Raw genomic sequence first — 15,925 nt, 5'->3', positions numbered from 1 at the left:
CATACTCCAGATAAATGACTATTTGTCCGGATAAACTATTCCTTTCACCCTGTTATAAAAATAAGCACCTTCCGCCATAATTACAGAACTTTCTTTGATTATCCGGGAGTTAAATTTTCGTTATAAATAAATCAGCCAAAACAAACGGATATTAGAGTGGATGCTCAATAATTTTCACTTTTGCTGACGAGGAGTGATGATGATCGTCAGTTACCGTCAGGGTGAAAATGTATTCCGTTTGCTGATCTATCGCCCCTAAACTAATATGCGCCTGCGGCTGATCAGCATCTTCGAGCGTAACGGGCGGGCCGGATATCTGCTGCCAGTGCCAGCTCAGGGAACCCCCTTCCGGATCGCTGGAGTGTGAGCCATTCAGCGTCACCCGCTCGGCGCCGGTAATATGCTGCGTGAGGCCAGCATCGGCGACTGGCGGCTGATTCTCAGGCAGCAGCGAGCTATCGCCATTACCAAGCCCTTCATGCATGGCGTTCAGTAAATCACCGTTATCCGCGCTGATATCGCTGATAAACAGGCCACCCAGCCGCTGAGTATAGACATACTGCCCCTTCGCTTTCACCGAGCGTGGATCGTCATAGCTAAGCAGCTTTCTGGCCGATTTGCTGAACAGAAAAGGCACCTCAGCTTTGTCGTCGTAGCCCGCTTGCCAGTGGCTGTCACTATAGTCCCGCACCAGATTACGGTAGCTGATCATGCTCGCTTCTCTGCTGCCGTTTAGCGGGCCTTCTGCCCGTCCGCCAAAGGGGCCGTTTTGCTGAATGCCGTCGACTCCCTGCCAGCCACGGGCGTAACTGGCTAAGCCCAACACAATTTTTTGACTGTTTACCCCTTGATCGAGCAGCGCACGCACGCTGCTGTCGATGGCTGGCCGACGTTCGTCATACAGTGCGCTCTGATGCCTGGGGTGCTTCTGCTCTTTCAGTGCGGCGTTTGCTTCGCCACTGAGGAAAATATTGTCCAGATAGCGCTGAACCTCGCCATAGTTTACCCTGGCAATACGCTCGGCACTGCCGCCAACCGCTGCGGTCAGCTGATACTGTTTGCCGCTCTGGACGGATAACTGGTCCATCATGGCGCGTAGCTCTTTCATCAGGGAGAGCAGGGTTGTCCCGTCGGTTGGCTTGCCGGAGTTTGCATCCGCCCCGCCACCGCCTGGATATTGCCAGTCGATATTGACCCCATCAAAAAACTTCCAGGTCTGTAGTAACACTTTTACCGAATCGACAAACACCTTACGCCGTTGAGGATCGTCCATTTGCCAAAAGGGATCGGAGAGCGTCGCGCCGCCAATTGAGGGCAGGATCTTCAGTTGCGGATACGCTCTTTTCAGTGCCATCAGCTGACCAAAATGGCCTTTATAGCTATCCTGGCCGTTAATACCTTCACTGTTCTGCGCCGCAGCGTAAGGATCCAGTAGTGCGACGTTAAAATCCTGCCGTCCGGCGCAGCTGAGCATCAGCGACTCGTAGCGCTGTGGCTGGAGGTTTTTCAGCGTGGCATTAATTGTCTCGCCACCACAAATCGGCACTTCAGCATAAAGAAGATGAGTCAGATTCTGCGCCGGAATGCTGCTCACCGGGAAATAGCCATCATCGCCGCCCCATTCGGTAAAGGTAGCCGCAATGACTTTAGCCGAACGATTCTGGTAAGGCTGATTGTGTTCCAGCAGCGCCACCTCCATCGGTTCCAGATGGCTGCCGTCAGTATCAGCAACGATTAGCCGCTGAATTTTGCTGGAGCTACAGCCTTCTGAATTACACAGCTCGACCTGTAACTGATATTTCCCGCCTTTTCTGATGGTAAAGGTGGCGCGTTGATCGGCACTGCTTCCACTCCAGTGAACAATATCATTCACTAATACTTTCGCGCTGGTGCCGCCATCGCCCTCCCAGACATTCCATTTAACGGTAATCCTGGCCGCGTTTTTTACCGTGACCAAACGTTGATAAGACTGCGCATTATAATCAATTTCAGTCAGGGATGCGGTCAGGTTATCCGTATCAGCAATCACCGCCTGGGCGGGAGGCGCAGCAGAAAGTGCTGGTGACAGGAGCACACTAATCAATAGACTTAGTTTAATAATGTTATTTTTCATGGCTCGTATTTTTCGTTATATTCAGGATGGTAAATATGCAGCATGATATAGACCGATATTAATGATAAATATAAGAGCCATGACAGTAAGGCGGTGGAACTTTCCCGTCAGCACCAAGATAGTTCTCGATAAAATAATTTCATTAATAATTAAAAGAAGAATAATCCTGGAGCCCCAAAACCAGAAAAATCAGCGCGACGGCAATCGGATAAGGGCCAAAAGGAAAAGGTTGCCCCGGCTTCACCCGCAGCAGCAATAAGGCGGCAGCAATCGCCAGCAGAGGCGCAAAGACCATAATCTGACATAAGGTTTCCACGCCGAACCACGCGCCCAGCGCAGCAAACAGCTTCATATCTCCCCGCCCCATTCCGGCTCGTCCACGCAGCACGTAACATCCGCGATCCAACAGCCACGGCAGCAGATAGCCCAGTAGCGAAGCGATAACTGCCTGACGCAAACTGACCGCACTGATGCCAAATCCGGCAGCGGCCATCCCGATTCCCCACAGTGGCACTACCAGCCAGTCCGGCAGCAGCATGGTCTGCCAGTCAATCCCCGCAAGGACAATCATCAGACAGATCCCCACCAGTAACATTGCGGTGTATAGCGTTATGCCGTAGCGCCAGACCATCACTGCAAATAAGGCTGCCGTCACAGCTTCCACCAGCGGATAGCGCCAGTGAATCGACTGCTGACAATCGGCACAGCGCCCGCGAAGGATTAACCAGCCGAGTAAAGGAATATTGTGCCGCCAACGGATGCGCGCCTGGCAACCCGGGCAAGAAGAGGGAGGAAAGCTTAAAGAACAGTGACCGCCTGCGATTATCAGCGGCAGGCGATAAATCACCACGTTGAGAAAACTTCCGAAAACTGCACCAAACAGTAGTGCGAGACCGATCTGCATTTATCATCTCATTTATTATTTATTTAACACACCGCCAGACAGGTTGAACCCGATTATTTATCAGAAACAAAGCGTTATTAATAAAACATGATGTTTTTTAATTTACCGAAAACTGTTTAGCGAAACCTTAATTTTCGCTAACGATAATACAAACGCTGGCAGAAGATAAAGGCCATTAGCATATAAAGAATATTCTTGATCTGACTACCAACATTCTCAATGAAAAAAAGAGCAATAGCCTATAAATTCACCAGCAAGTGTTTAAGAATAATCGAATGAATTTGCAATGTCTGAAATATGCCCACGGTGAAAACATCATGAATAAATCTTTATTAAAACGCTATCGCCAGCAGCAAGGTTTTACCCTGCTGGAATTACTGGTGGTATTAATGATTATCGCCTTACTGGCTGGCTTTGTTGGCCCGCGTCTTTTTTCGCAGGTTGATCAGGCCAAAGATAAAACCGCCACCAGCCAGATGAAAAGCTTGTCACAGGCACTGAGTCAGTACCGTCTTGATGTCGGGCAATATCCAAGCGAAGCGCAGGGACTGAAAGCGCTGACCGAGCGCCCGAGCGGCGTGAAGAACTGGCACGGCCCTTATCTGAGTAAAGAAGTACCAGCCGATCCATGGGGCAACCCTTACCAATGGCACAACCCGACCCGTAACAAAAATGTGGTTTATGAAGTCGAACTGCTCGCCACCGGAAATGACGGTAAACAGGTGAGTTACGGATTCTGATTGTGCGCACTCCACTACTTTTGCTGTTGCTCTGGTTAGTTCAGCTACCGGTTTATGCCACCTGCTGGGATCAGGCCGGGAAGCGTTACGGCATTGAGCCGGAACTGCTGCAGGCTATCGCCATCGTTGAGTCCAATTTGCAAGCCTCGGCGCGCAATCAGAATCGCGATGGCAGCTATGACATCGGACTGATGCAGATCAACAGTCGACATCTGCCCAGGCTGCGCAACTACCAGATATCGGAACGTAAGCTGCTTGATGATCCTTGCCTGAGTGTAATGACCGGTGCCTGGGTACTGGCCGGTTTTATGCGTAGCTACGGCTATAACTGGGACGCGGTTGGCGCATATAACGCAGGAGGCGCACCTGCCCGTGAACATCTGCGTCAGCGCTATGCGCTGCGTGTCCAGCCTCACTATGCGCGGCTTAAAGAACAAAACCGGCCGTAAGCCAGTAAGAAAACATGAAAAACTATCAAATTACGTTATTGCGCAATGGCATCCGCAGCACAGAGCAGATTTATGCCAGCAGCGCTGAGGAAGCCAAAGCTCAGCTGGCGCCCGGTGCGCTGATACTTGACGTCAAAGCCAGCCGACTGGCGAAGCGCGCCCGCCCTTTTCCACTGACGCTGTTTATCCAGGAGTTAATCGCGCTGCTGGATGCGGGCCTGGTGATCGTCGAAGCAATTGAAGCGCTGTGCGAAAGCAGCAGTGATGCAGAACAGCGCCGGGTTTTAGGTGAAATTCTGAAAGAACTCTATCGCGGTCAACAGCTTTCTCAGGCGCTTGCTGCCCAGCCGCAGCTGTTTCCGCCATTACTGATCAGCACCGTGGCATCGTCAGAACAGACCGGACAGTTACCGATCGCGCTCGGGCGTTTTCTTCATTACGAAAAGCGTATGGAGACATTGCGTAAACGCATTCGCAGCACCCTGCTCTATCCCTGCGTGGTGATCAGCGTCGGCTGCCTGATCCTGTTTTTTCTGCTCGGCTTTATCATCCCGCGCTTTGCTGTGGTGTTTACCGGGATGAAAGATCTGACCGGCAGCGCGCAGTTTATCGTCTGGTGGGGGCAGCTGACGCAAAAACATGGCGCGTTATTACTGATGCTGACTGTAGGCGGCGTCGCGCTGCTGATCGCCGCCTTGCGCAGCAAAACCCTGCGTCAGTCCGCTTTAAACCAGTTGATGCGGGTGCCACAGCTGAAACAGCAATACCAGCTGGCGATTCTGGTGCGCTTTTACCGCACGCTTGGCCTGCTGTTGCAGGGCGGAATGGCCGCCGTGGAAGCATTGCGGCTGACCAGCAGCCTGCTGCCGACGTCATATCAGCCGGGGCTACGCCAGGCACTGATGGAGGTGCAGGCGGGTAAAGCGCTTTCGCACTGCCTGGAATCCCAGGGACTGACCACCCCGGTCGCCAGCAGGTTGTTAGTGGTCGGCGAGCGCAGTGGTGAGTTGCCTGCCATGTGCGAACGCATCGCGGCGTTTTATGACGAAAACCTGGAACGCGCCATTGAAACCTTCAGCAAGATATTCGAACCGGTGCTGATGCTGATCGTCGGCGGGCTGGTCGGGCTGGTGGTATTTCTGCTGTATATGCCGATTTTTGAAATGGCCGGAGGATTAGCCTGATGACTCAATTACCCGAACCTGCCTACAGTGCATTCTCGTCGTGGTTAACCCTGACGCCGGAACAACGAGCCGAGTGGCTGGAGCAGTTGCTGACAGAGCAGCCCGCGCAGCTGACGGCACTTGCCACGGAACTTGGCTTGCATCCGTTATCACAGCAGCAACTGACGGATGCCGAGCTGGATTTCTCCCGCATCTCGCTGCCGCAAGCGCTGTCACGCCGCCTGCTACCGGTACTGATTGACGGCAAAAGCTGGCTGCTGATGGCCGATCCGTTTTCACTGACGCTGCGTCAATGGGCGCAGCGTTATACCGACCACATCGCACTCTGCCGTCCGGGCTGGGTGAATGAGCAGCTGGATAATCTGTCGCGTCAGCAGCGCACGATAGATCACCTTGAACAGCAGGATTTTGACGGCCAGACAGAAGAGATGGCGCTGGAGATCTCCCTGATCAGCCTGTCCGAAGAACAGAGCCCGGTGATCAAACTAGTCAATTCCACGCTGTACGACGCGCTGCAAAGCCGCGCCAGTGATATTCATCTGGAAAGCGTACCCGATGGGCTGGTGGTGAAATACCGGATTGATGGCGTGCTGCACGCCATTACCCGCTGCAACGGTTCGCAGAATGCTGAACAGGTTATTTCACGCCTGAAGGTGCTCGGCTGCATGGATATTTCCGAACGCCGAATTCCACAGGATGGCCGTTTTAAAGCGCATATTCAGCAGCGCAACGTCGATTTCCGCGTTTCGATCATGCCGAGTATTCACGGTGAGGATGCGGTTTTACGCGTGCTGGATAAATCCCACGATAAGAAATTGCGGCTGGAAACCCTTGGATTCGACAGCCAGACATTAGCGGCGATCCGCAAGCTGACGCAGATTCCTCACGGCATGGTGCTGGTCACCGGGCCGACCGGCAGTGGTAAATCCACCACGCTTTATTCCGCGCTGAGCGAACTGAACAGTGGTGAAAGCAAAATCATCACCATTGAAGACCCGGTGGAGTACCAGCTGGAAGGCGTATTGCAAATTCCGGTTAACGATAAAAAAGGGCTGAATTTCGCCCGCGGTTTGCGCGCCATTCTGCGCCACGATCCCGACATTATCCTCGTCGGCGAGATCCGTGACGGTGAAACAGCAGGCATTGCGGTACAGGCGGCACTGACCGGACACGTGGTGTTGTCATCGGTTCACGCCAATAGCGTGTTCAGCGTACTGGAACGTTTCCTTTATATGCAGGTAGAGCCAGCCAGCCTGATCACCGCACTGAATGGTGTGGTGGCGCAGCGACTGGTACGTCAGGTATGCCCGGAGTGTAAGCAGCCCCATCAGCCGACAGCGGAAGAGATTGCGCTATGGCAGCTGGAAAAGCAGCAACTGAGCCACGCCAACTGGCACGTCGGAGTGGGTTGTGAGCATTGCCGTCACAGCGGTTACCACGGGCGACTGGCGCTGGCAGAAGTGCTGCATTTCAGCGATGCGATGAAAGAAGCATTGCTGGCGCGCGCATCATTGCGCCAGCTGCGTGAAGTGGCGATGAAAGAGGGGTTTGTCCCGTTGCAACAGATCGCGATTGAAGCCGCCAGCCATGGCTTCACCACACTACAGGAGGTCAGGCGTGTTATTTCCCTTCATTAATCACTGGTGTTGCAAGCTTCAACAACAGCATCTCCAGTTATGGCTGGGCAGTGAGCTGCATGCCCAGTGTTCGTGGCAGCCCGATTTGCCGCTGCCCGCTCAGCTGGAGCACCTGTTCAGCATGCTGCCTGCGGCACCCGCCTGGCGCGACTCGCTGGAGTTTATTATTGATGCTCCACACATTAATTATCTGCTGGTTCCGTGGCCGCAGGGTATCACTCGTCCGCGTGAACTGCGGCAGTACGCCCGATTATTACTGGCCGAGCAACAGGGTGAACAAGCGGGGATGAAGGTCAGTTTTCTGCGCAGCAGCTTTGGTGAAGACGCTTTTGCCGCGCTGTTAAAGAAAACCCTGTTTGCCAGCCTGAAACAGCTCGCCAGCCAGCATCGGCTGCGATTAACCGGTTGCAGCACACCGTTCAGCAACCTGCTGAGCCGCTTTGGCCGCACCCTGCCGGAAAACGCGCTGTTTGCCAGTACTGGCGGGCAGGAAAGCAGCTTTGCCTTGCGCTGGCAGCATCGCTGGCACAGCGTCTTTACGCTGCGCCTGCCGCACGGTGACAGATTACAACAGCTGGACACGGCGAACCGCCTGGCAGGATTACCGCCACTGGAACGCTATGTGGCAGACAGCGGCCTCGGCACGCCACATGCCGCCGCCAGCACCAGGGAAGCGCCAGAGAATAATCGTGATGACTAACCACCAATTTATATCGCGCCTGGCAATACCGGTTAACACGGCGCTGCTGATTCTGCTGATTGTCCCGGTTCTGACGGGGATCTTGCTGAGCCATCAGCAGCAAAACCGTCTGATGACAGAGCTGACGGCAGAGACGCAGAAATTGCAGGCACATCGTCAGGCGGCAGAGACCATCCTCACCAGGCAACGGGCTTTCGCCAGCCAGCCGCAGCAGCAGGAACCAGAAAAACTGGCCGGGCTGGCGCTGATTGGCAAAGCGTGGAGCAGCGATATCGCTTTGCTGTCACTGGAGCTGGATGCGAACCAACAGCGGGTGCGAGTGGAAGTGGTCGCTCATTCGCTGGATGCGCTGCTGGATTTTGTCTCGCGCTTACAAGACACCAGTGCCAGAGTCGGCCTGGAACATCATCAGACCGAAACCAGCCTGAGCGAGCCATGGAAGATACGCGCCACGCTAAATCTGGAGTATTCCCATGCGTCTTAATACTGGCGCTCTGCCCTCAATGAAAGTGCTGCTGCCGCGACTGCGTTGGTGGGCCTGTCAGAGTTATGAAATGCTCGGCCCGCTGCCGTTGTTAATCGCCGGATTGTGGCTGGTACTGCTGACGTATTTATGCGCCCAGCTGCGTCCGGAATTGCAGGCAAATAGCCTGCGCCTGCAATCGATTCATCAACAGCTGGCGGTGCCGCTGCCAATCAGCATGCCGGAGGAAGAGCAAGCGCTGAGCGCCCTGAGCGTGACAGAGTATCAGCAGGTCAAGGCGCTGTTCGCCATCCTGAAAAAAAACGGTCTCGAAGCACGGGAGAGTCGTTATCAGCTGGTCTCGGACGATAACGATGCTCAGAGTGAACAACTCATTTTGGATATTCCGTTAACCGGCGACTACCTGCGTTTGCAAGCCGCATTACGTGAGATGTCGGGCACGCTGCCGTTACAGTTCGAATCACTGGCGATGGCGCGTACTTCTCCTGCCAGCACACAACTGACGATGTCGCTGCGCGTCACGCTGACCGGAGAAAGCCGATGAAACTGCCGCGTTACTTACAGGTGATGCTGGTGCTGACCGCGGTGCTCAGTCTGTGGAGCGCCCTGAATGGCGACGAGCCGGAAGAAGAAAATCTGTTACCGGTGCGCCAAAGCGCAGAGGTGAGCCATGCAGCGGCAGCACCCGCGCAGCCAGCCACACCCGGCAACCCGTCTGAAAATCTGTTTCCCTTTCAGGGAGAACCGGTTAAGCCAGCGCGCGTACCCGAGCCCGCCGCACCACCGGTGGCAAGACAACCCCCTGCACCGCAGCTTCCTTTTAAGGTAGTCGGTGCCTGGTGGAACAATAACCAGCGCTTGCTGGTGCTGACCAACGGCAAGGAAAGCTGGATCGTCTGCCGTCAGTGCAAATTAAGAGAGAGCATCCGCCCCGGAGACAAACTGGATAATAACTGGCAACTCACTGAAATCGCGGCTGATGCGCTGACATTCCGTTGGCTACCGCTACAAAACGACCAGCGTTTGCCGCTGGATGACATGAAATCCAAACCAGAATTCTGATTATGTTTATTAAAAAAAATCTCACTGTGGTCATCGGGTTGCTGCTGCTGGCAGGCTGCGCTTCAAAAACTCACAATCAAGATGCTGCCACGGTGCTCAATCAGCAGCAACAGCTGACCCAATCGCTGGATAAGATCAAAGAGCAACGTCAGGCCGATCCTGACGATCTGTCGCTGAAAAGCCGTGAGCAACGGGAAAGTAACCAGCTGGTCGAACTGTATATCAAACAGGCCGAACGCGCCGTCAGCGAGAACAATTACCAGGAAGCGTCACGCCTGTGGCGTACCGCGCTGGAGTATCAACCCGGCAATCTGCGCGCTCAGCAGGGGCTGCGTCGCATCAGTAACTATCGCTCTCTGGATATGCTGTATCAACAGGCCAGCAAGCTGGCGGCGGAGAATCCGCAAGCCGCACTGGAAAAAATTCAGAAAGTGCTGGAAGAAGAGCCCGGCTGGCCACAAGGCACCGCACTGCGCGATCATCTGCTGCGTAAACTCTCTTCCAGCACGCTGCCATCACAAAGAATGAGCGCGGAATTGCAAAAGCCGGTGTCACTTAACTTTCGCTCGCATAATCTGATGGAGATCTTCGGGACGATTTCAAAAGTTACCGGCGTAAACTTTATTTTTGATAATGATGTGTCACGCAGTATCACCACCAGCATTATCGCCAATAACACCACCGCAGAAGATGCGATCAACTTAATGCTGATCTCCAATCAACTGCGCAAAAAAGTGTTGAACAGCAATACCATGCTGATTTATCCGGCCGGTCAGAACAAAGAAAAACTCTATCGCGAGATTATGGTGAAAACCTTCTTCCTGGGTTACGCCAAAGCCAAAGATATCAATGTTGCACTGCGCAATATTCTTAAGCTGAAAGATATCCATGTTGATGAACGCACCAATACCATTACGGTGCGCAGCCCGCGTGAAAACATTGAAATGGTTGAGCGCTTACTGATGACGCTGGATCGACCGGAAGCGGAAGTTACACTGGAAGTGGAAGTGCTGGAGATAAGCAGCCTTGATGCCACGAAACTGGGGATTCGCTATCCGAGCGAAGTGGGTCTTGCGTTTGGCTCGGCCGATACCAGCAATAATATCCCGCTAAATGGCTTTAACCGCGACAATATGTTTATCAATATCGGGGCTAATCGCGGTGTCAAAATAGACATCAGTAAAGTCCGCAACAGCGCCAAAGTGCTGGCTAACCCGCGTATTCATGTCAAAAACAATACCAAAGCGCTGATCGAAATTGGCGAAAAAATGCCGGTATTGACCAATACCACCAATGATGGCGTCACCAATCAAAAAGTGGATTATCAGGATGTGGGCCTGAAACTGCAGGTTACACCGGAGATCAGCCTCGACGGTGAGATCAGTATGGACGTGGAATTCACGCTCAGCAGCCTCGGTCAGTCGCAGGAGAGCAAAGACGGCCTGAAGTATTACAGCACCAATAACCGCATGGCAAAAACCATCCTTAGCAGCCTCGATGGTGAAACCCAGATGCTGGCCGGATTGATCAGCCAGAACAATAAAGATGAAAAAAGCGGCCTGCCGTGGTTAAGCGATATTCCGCTGATCGGCTCGCTGTTCAGAACCTCCGATAAGAAGAACGAACGTACCGAAGTGGTGCTGCTGATCACACCGCGTATTGCGCGCAATATCGACCTGCCGGGCGCCCATGTCAGCGCCATTCCGGTGGGAACTGAAGAACTACCGGGGGAGCAGGATATGCGCCTGCGCGCCGCCGGCCGCATTCAGCTCGGTAAAGAGGCCGGAATTGCTCCACCGCTGGCGCCGCCAGCGCATTTCCCTGAACAGGGCGCAGCATTACCGTCACCGAATCCGGCATCTGATAACGCGCCGGACGCACTAAGATGAAACTTCGCGGGCAGCAGGGTTTTACCCTGATTGAGATGATGGTGACGCTGAGTCTGCTGGCAACGCTGGCGGCTGCCGCTCTGCCGCTGGTCGAAAAACAGGGACAGCGGCAGAAAGAGGAGCAATTACAGTCAGCGCTGCGGCAAATACGCCAGGCGCTGGATGACTACCAGCGCGCCGGTATTGAAGGACGGATTGAAAAAAAGGCCGACGAGCCTGGCTATCCGAAAAACCTGAAAGCACTCACCGAGGGGGTTGTTGATAAGACCTCCCCGAATAAACGCAAAATCTATTTTCTACGCCGCCTGCCACGCGATCCGATGTGTGATTGTGAGGGTAAAGAGGACGAGGAAACCTGGCGCGTGCGCAGCAGTAATAATGAGCCGGATAATTTTTCTCCCGGCATCGATGTTTACGATGTCTCCTCATCCAGCCGGGCTTATGGACTGAACGGAGTGCCTTATGCGCAATGGTGAAAAGGGCTTTACCCTGATTGAACTGCTGGTGGTGATGGCGATTATCGCCACACTGATGACACTGGTCGCACCGCGTTACTTTCAGCAAACTGAACGGGCAAAAGAGGTGGTGCTGAAACACAATCTGAATACCCTGCGCCTGTCTATCGATCAGTTTCGGCGTGATAATGCCGACAGTCCGACCAGGCTGGAGGATATGGTAGAAAGGGGGTATTTACGCCAGCTTCCGCTCGATCCGATTACCGATAAAAATAATAGTTGGGTGACGAAACAAGATGAGCATGGTCAGATTATCGATGTTCATAGCGGCTCCGAAAAGAAATCGCTGGATGGCAGCGCTTATGCCAGCTGGTAATCATCAGGCTGGATTCAGCTATTTGCTGCTGCTGGCCTGGCTGAGTGTGCTGGCGCTGATGCTGCTGCGCAGCCAGGATCATCTGCAAACGGAATGGCGTCAGGAGCGCGAGGCGCAGCTGCTGTTTGCCGGCGATCAGATTCGTGAAGCTATACAGCAATATCGTGATAATCCCGCCGGGAATAAATGTTTCCCGGTTAGTTTCCAGCAATTGCTTAGCGATCGGCGCTTCACTCCCACCCGTTATTTGCTGCGACAGCACTACCGGGATCCCTTCACTCAGAAAAGCGATTGGGGAATGATTTATGATGATAAAGGGCGCTGGACTGGAGTTTACAGTAAAGGCGCAGGCAAACCGCTTAAAAAAGAAGGATTTGCTCAAATCTATAAGGACTTTAAAAAAGCGGGCAGTTATACCGGGTGGAAATTCAAAGTTGACGATGATCTGAATGCGCCACTACCTGCTTCCTGCAATAGCCGGTAACAACCTACTTATCATCAGCCGCTTTACTGTTAAATGCGTTATCCAGCTGCAGTTTAACCTCACGCAGCGCCAGCGCATATTGATAAAATATTTCCCCTTTCGCCGTCGGAACACACGGGCGGCGGCGTAATATCAGTTTCTCGCCCACTTCATTTTCCAGTGAGCTTAACCGTAAAGATACTGCAGAAGGAGTAATATAGAGCCGTTTTGCCGCTTCTTCAAAACTGCCCGTCTCGACTACCATTAGAAAAGTATTAATTTTTTTAAAGCCCGCTCTCATCACGTTTACCTGAATTGTTTTGAAATATATTATGAAACCACAACGAGACGAATTTTAAGCGCAACCCCTACCAGAATAAAATCTGACTAGTCAGAAAATGCAGAATTATCCACAGCAACAACATCATACTAATAACATGAGTTTTCCTTATTCAAGAAGAATTTTCTCCCTGAAAGCAAGATTACTGGTTACTATCCGGCCAACTTAATTTTTTATCGAAAAAAACCAGGGATATATTTTATGAATTTAAACGTCACCATTGCCCATGAGCACAAACTGTTTCGAAGTGGCATTAAGTCACTGATTAATAACATGACTGGCAGGAAGTTATCATCAGGAAAAGAGTATTCCCGCTATAACATTATTAATGATGTTTCCACACCAGGGGAGCTGGTTTCGACGTTAACTAATAACGATATCGACATCCTGTTATTAGGCTATTCACTGCATACCGATGAAAACAAAAATAGTCCACTGGCATCAATGGACGGTTATAATCTGGTGAAGTGGTTACGCAATAAATATCCTAAGCTGAAGATTGTGGTCATGTCACCACACCGCCACGCCAGTCTGGTAAGAATGATGCTGGCCGCCGGGATCTCAGGTTATATCAGTATGGACATCTGTGACAGAACTCTGGAACGGGTAATGAGTACCGTACTGAATAACGAAGTGTATGTGGAAAATGATCTGATGCGCAGTTTGCTTAACTCGCATAATAATACCAATGAAATCACCCCTAAAGAATTAGAGGTTTTACGGCTACTGTGCAAAGGTTTGAGCCTGACCAAGATTGCGGCACGCATGAACCTCAGCATTAAAACTGTGAGTGCGCATAAGCTCAGAGCGATGGATAAACTTGACGTGGACAATGACTGTCAGCTCTATTTCCTGTTAAGCCGATCCAGCCTGTTTGATATCAGGTTGTAATGCGCACCTTATCGAAGAGTCAAAATTTACCGGTGCAAAAACGCGAGTTGAGGTTACCGATCGGATTGACCCCCGTCGGTAATCTCCGTTATCGCAGTTTAAATAAACTAATCATTCATCTCATCATCATCGGCTGCACCATCACAAGAGTGTGCTTTTTCTGCTGATGATTTGTCAGAATTTTTTGAAACTTCTGCGCTATCGTCACTGTCGTGCTGATGATCATCATCGGCGAATGCAGCAGCGGAAAACAGCGATGACATCACCACCGCTAATGCAATAAGTTTAGTTTTCATTGAAGTGTTCTCGTTAATACAAGAGGAGAAATAAAGAGGCATAAAAAGACTTGGGCTTCATGTATTCGCATTAAGCATCAGCTAATCAGCAGTCGTCAACAAGAGGATAATTCTGCTGTAGATTAAGAAATTGCGTAATACAAATTTACATATCATTTCCAGAGTATTCCTGTTAAGAAAAAAGGAAAACCTGGATTATCAATATAAACAGAAGCGTTCGGCTTAATAAAAACTATCGGTAATATATCTCCTTTAACGCTATCTCTACTTTTCGCCGTGAAAATATTGCAGCCGCTGCTGAACCAGTCTGATTATGGCAGCCGTGTATTTGACTAAAGCATCCATCGTCTGCTGGTCAAAACGCTGCGTCTTCTCTATACGCAAGCACACGCGCATTCCCGGGTAGTAGTGTAATAAGGCAAATGATGCATGCAGACGGTGAGCATGATGGGCGATCTGCGACACATTTTCGCCATCACGATAGTTTATTATTCCCTCAAGATCCTGCTCCATTCCTTGTAATAGGGTGGAGAGCAACGCTTGTTCCTGTTGAGAGTCCGCCTGAGCCAGCGCCTGTATCTCAGCAAACTGATCGCCTGTGGCGCTAGTGCTGCTTATTCGCTGCCAGATTTGTGCAATACCGTCCAGCAAAGCGATTTGCGACAACGGTTTAATCAATACCTCATCCATTCCCGCTTCGAGGCAGCGATCGCGCTCGCTGGCAAAGGCATTCGCCGTACAGCCAACAATCGCATAGGGTGGCATCTGATGACGCTGCTGGTGTTGACGTAAATGACGCGTCAGGGTGTAGCCATCCATGCCCTGCATCTGGCAATCGGTCAGCACCACGTCATAGTAGTTCTGCTCCGCTTCCTGCAAAGCCTCGCTACCGCTACTTACCAGCTCAACATAATGCCCGGAAGTGGCAAACTGTAACGCCAGCACCTGTAAGTTAACCGCTAAATCGTCCACCACCAGAATATTTAACGACTCCCCTTCCACCGCGGTTTCAGCAACCACCGGCGCAGGCTCCGGTAACGGTACTGCCGCGGCTCTTTGCAGCGACAGCGCTACCGTCACGCTGACTCCGCCACTTTCACTGCCGTGCAGCTGCAATGTTCCGCCCATCAGAGCGACCAGTTTTGCCGAGATCGGTAATCCCAGCCCGGTACCCGGCGCTCCCTGTGCCGTTTCGACTCTGACATAGGGTTGTAATACAGCCTGATACATATCCGGCGGAATACCACAGCCGCTGTCCTCAATCTCAATGGTCACCCGATCGCGCGGCTGGTTAGCCTGATAATGAATATCCGCTCGCAGCTGTATCTGCCCCTGGTCGGTGAATTTTATCGCGTTAAGCAACAGGTTATTGACCACCTGACTCAGGCGGATACTGTCCAGCCAGTGCAGCGCGCTGTGCGGAATGCTGATAGCGGTTAACAGCTCCAGCCCCTTCTCTTCTGCTCGCAGACGAAACGTCGCCGCACAGTTATCCAGTAATTGCGTCAGACTGGTGGGCTGAAGGGTGATATCGATATTGCCCGCTTCGATTTTAGAAAAATCCAGTACATCGCCAATAATACCCTGCAGGGAATCTGCCGCCTGCCAGGCAATATGCAACGGATCATCACTCTGTCGCTGCTGTTTTACCGCCAGTTCCAGAATGCCAATAATCGCATGCAGCGGCGTACGGATTTCGTGGCTCATCCTTGCCAGAAACTCAGATTTCTCAAAGCTGGCCTGCTCGGCTTTATCGCGTGCCAGACGAAGTTCACGCGCCAGCGTTTTGCGCTCGGTGACATCAAACCAGCCGCCCATCACCCCCAGCATCGCGCCTTCGGTATTACGATATCCCTCAAACCACAGATAGCCTTCGCGCTCTTCGCCCTGCAATATCACGCGGCGATCGGAAAAATGGGGCATCTCGCCAGAAAGACAGCGC

18 protein-coding genes are annotated in these 15,925 nt (G+C 52.2%); 13 read left to right on the top strand and 5 right to left on the bottom strand.

Features of this window, described 5'->3' with window-relative positions:
- Positions 1-151 precede the first annotated feature (151 nt).
- Both NG42_RS14575 and NG42_RS14570 read right to left on the bottom strand, forming a co-directional pair.
- Positions 152-2,113: a glycosyl hydrolase family 18 protein gene (locus tag NG42_RS14575; RefSeq protein ID WP_053115869.1), complete on the bottom strand. Its 1,962-nt coding sequence runs from the start codon at positions 2,111-2,113 to the stop codon at positions 152-154.
- 142 nt (positions 2,114-2,255) lie between these two features.
- Positions 2,256-3,017 (bottom strand): prepilin peptidase, encoded by a 762-nt coding sequence (locus NG42_RS14570; protein WP_052900211.1) that lies wholly within the window; start codon positions 3,015-3,017, stop codon positions 2,256-2,258.
- Positions 3,018-3,292: 275 nt separating this feature from the next.
- Between NG42_RS14570 and gspG the strand changes: the two genes are divergently transcribed.
- Genes gspG through NG42_RS14510 form a run of 12 tightly spaced genes read left to right on the top strand, consistent with a single transcriptional unit; the run spans position 3,293 to position 12,477 of the window.
- A complete protein-coding gene (gene gspG, locus NG42_RS14565; protein WP_241488362.1) occupies positions 3,293-3,757 on the top strand; it encodes a type II secretion system major pseudopilin GspG in 465 nt (154 codons plus the stop codon).
- Positions 3,758-3,759: 2 nt separating this feature from the next.
- Positions 3,760-4,206 (top strand): transglycosylase SLT domain-containing protein, encoded by a 447-nt coding sequence (locus tag NG42_RS14560; RefSeq protein ID WP_052900210.1) that lies wholly within the window; start codon positions 3,760-3,762, stop codon positions 4,204-4,206.
- A 14-nt stretch (positions 4,207-4,220) separates the two neighbouring features.
- Positions 4,221-5,390, top strand: coding sequence for a type II secretion system F family protein (locus NG42_RS14555; protein WP_052900209.1), 1,170 nt, complete (start codon positions 4,221-4,223; stop codon positions 5,388-5,390).
- A complete protein-coding gene (locus NG42_RS14550) occupies positions 5,390-7,027 on the top strand; it encodes a GspE/PulE family protein (RefSeq protein WP_052900208.1) in 1,638 nt (545 codons plus the stop codon). Before NG42_RS14555 ends, NG42_RS14550 begins: the two co-directional genes overlap by 1 nt.
- Complete coding sequence (locus NG42_RS14545) at positions 7,008-7,727, top strand: hypothetical protein (RefSeq protein ID WP_052900207.1); 720 nt, start codon at positions 7,008-7,010, stop codon at positions 7,725-7,727. Before NG42_RS14550 ends, NG42_RS14545 begins: the two co-directional genes overlap by 20 nt.
- Positions 7,720-8,211, top strand: coding sequence for a hypothetical protein (locus NG42_RS14540; protein ID WP_052900205.1), 492 nt, complete (start codon positions 7,720-7,722; stop codon positions 8,209-8,211). The genes NG42_RS14545 and NG42_RS14540 overlap by 8 nt, the downstream gene beginning before the upstream one ends.
- Positions 8,201-8,755, top strand: a complete 555-nt coding sequence (locus NG42_RS14535) for a hypothetical protein (protein WP_052900203.1) — start codon at positions 8,201-8,203, stop codon at positions 8,753-8,755. Before NG42_RS14540 ends, NG42_RS14535 begins: the two co-directional genes overlap by 11 nt.
- Positions 8,752-9,273 (top strand): hypothetical protein, encoded by a 522-nt coding sequence (locus NG42_RS14530; RefSeq protein ID WP_052900201.1) that lies wholly within the window; start codon positions 8,752-8,754, stop codon positions 9,271-9,273. The genes NG42_RS14535 and NG42_RS14530 overlap by 4 nt, the downstream gene beginning before the upstream one ends.
- A 2-nt stretch (positions 9,274-9,275) precedes the next feature.
- Positions 9,276-11,162 carry a secretin N-terminal domain-containing protein gene (locus NG42_RS14525; protein ID WP_052900199.1) on the top strand — a complete coding sequence of 629 codons (1,887 nt, stop codon included), beginning with the start codon at positions 9,276-9,278 and terminating at the stop codon, positions 11,160-11,162.
- Positions 11,159-11,638, top strand: a complete 480-nt coding sequence (locus NG42_RS14520; RefSeq protein WP_052900197.1) for a type II secretion system protein — start codon at positions 11,159-11,161, stop codon at positions 11,636-11,638. The genes NG42_RS14525 and NG42_RS14520 overlap by 4 nt, the downstream gene beginning before the upstream one ends.
- Complete coding sequence (locus NG42_RS14515; RefSeq protein WP_052900195.1) at positions 11,625-11,993, top strand: type II secretion system protein; 369 nt, start codon at positions 11,625-11,627, stop codon at positions 11,991-11,993. The genes NG42_RS14520 and NG42_RS14515 overlap by 14 nt, the downstream gene beginning before the upstream one ends.
- Positions 11,980-12,477, top strand: coding sequence for a type II secretion system protein (locus tag NG42_RS14510; protein ID WP_156322258.1), 498 nt, complete (start codon positions 11,980-11,982; stop codon positions 12,475-12,477). The genes NG42_RS14515 and NG42_RS14510 overlap by 14 nt, the downstream gene beginning before the upstream one ends.
- Before the next feature lie 4 nt (positions 12,478-12,481).
- Here NG42_RS14510 and NG42_RS14505 read toward each other — a convergent pair whose 3' ends face one another.
- Complete coding sequence (locus NG42_RS14505; RefSeq protein ID WP_052900191.1) at positions 12,482-12,757, bottom strand: LysR family transcriptional regulator; 276 nt, start codon at positions 12,755-12,757, stop codon at positions 12,482-12,484.
- Positions 12,758-12,997: 240 nt separating this feature from the next.
- Here NG42_RS14505 and NG42_RS14500 point away from each other — a divergent pair, with 240 nt between their 5' ends.
- The gene (locus NG42_RS14500) at positions 12,998-13,687 is read left to right on the top strand and encodes a LuxR C-terminal-related transcriptional regulator (protein WP_052900189.1); all 690 of its coding nucleotides are present in this window, start codon (positions 12,998-13,000) and stop codon (positions 13,685-13,687) included.
- Positions 13,688-13,794: 107 nt separating this feature from the next.
- On the opposite strand, the gene NG42_RS14495 is transcribed toward NG42_RS14500, so the two are convergent.
- Positions 13,795-13,983, bottom strand: a complete 189-nt coding sequence (locus NG42_RS14495; RefSeq protein ID WP_052900187.1) for a hypothetical protein — start codon at positions 13,981-13,983, stop codon at positions 13,795-13,797.
- Positions 13,984-14,247: 264 nt separating this feature from the next.
- A partial coding sequence (locus NG42_RS14490; RefSeq protein ID WP_052900184.1) for an ATP-binding protein occupies positions 14,248-15,925 on the bottom strand: 1,678 nt, incomplete at its 5' end.

The organism is Winslowiella iniecta, assembly GCF_001267535.1.
In the GTDB taxonomy this organism is placed as follows: Bacteria; Pseudomonadota; Gammaproteobacteria; order Enterobacterales; family Enterobacteriaceae; genus Erwinia; species Erwinia iniecta.
Note: the sequence above shows the minus strand (reverse complement) of the source record. Positions and strands in the feature narration are given on the sequence as shown.

Excerpts from the sequence above, each read along its gene's own strand:
- NG42_RS14575 (WP_053115869.1), bottom strand. The coding sequence starts at position 2,113 with ATGAAAAATAACATTATTAAACTAAGTCTATTGATTAGTGTGCTCCTG.
- NG42_RS14570 (WP_052900211.1), bottom strand. The coding sequence starts at position 3,017 with ATGCAGATCGGTCTCGCACTACTGTTTGGTGCAGTTTTCGGAAGTTTT.
- gspG (WP_241488362.1), top strand. The coding sequence starts at position 3,293 with ATGAATTTGCAATGTCTGAAATATGCCCACGGTGAAAACATCATGAAT.
- NG42_RS14555 (WP_052900209.1), top strand. The coding sequence starts at position 4,221 with ATGAAAAACTATCAAATTACGTTATTGCGCAATGGCATCCGCAGCACA.
- NG42_RS14550 (WP_052900208.1), top strand. The coding sequence starts at position 5,390 with ATGACTCAATTACCCGAACCTGCCTACAGTGCATTCTCGTCGTGGTTA.
- NG42_RS14540 (WP_052900205.1), top strand. The coding sequence starts at position 7,720 with ATGACTAACCACCAATTTATATCGCGCCTGGCAATACCGGTTAACACG.
- NG42_RS14535 (WP_052900203.1), top strand. The coding sequence starts at position 8,201 with ATGCGTCTTAATACTGGCGCTCTGCCCTCAATGAAAGTGCTGCTGCCG.
- NG42_RS14530 (WP_052900201.1), top strand. The coding sequence starts at position 8,752 with ATGAAACTGCCGCGTTACTTACAGGTGATGCTGGTGCTGACCGCGGTG.
- NG42_RS14525 (WP_052900199.1), top strand. The coding sequence starts at position 9,276 with ATGTTTATTAAAAAAAATCTCACTGTGGTCATCGGGTTGCTGCTGCTG.
- NG42_RS14520 (WP_052900197.1), top strand. The coding sequence starts at position 11,159 with ATGAAACTTCGCGGGCAGCAGGGTTTTACCCTGATTGAGATGATGGTG.
- NG42_RS14515 (WP_052900195.1), top strand. The coding sequence starts at position 11,625 with ATGCGCAATGGTGAAAAGGGCTTTACCCTGATTGAACTGCTGGTGGTG.
- NG42_RS14510 (WP_156322258.1), top strand. The coding sequence starts at position 11,980 with ATGCCAGCTGGTAATCATCAGGCTGGATTCAGCTATTTGCTGCTGCTG.
- NG42_RS14505 (WP_052900191.1), bottom strand. The coding sequence starts at position 12,757 with ATGAGAGCGGGCTTTAAAAAAATTAATACTTTTCTAATGGTAGTCGAG.
- NG42_RS14500 (WP_052900189.1), top strand. The coding sequence starts at position 12,998 with ATGAATTTAAACGTCACCATTGCCCATGAGCACAAACTGTTTCGAAGT.
- NG42_RS14495 (WP_052900187.1), bottom strand. The coding sequence starts at position 13,983 with ATGAAAACTAAACTTATTGCATTAGCGGTGGTGATGTCATCGCTGTTT.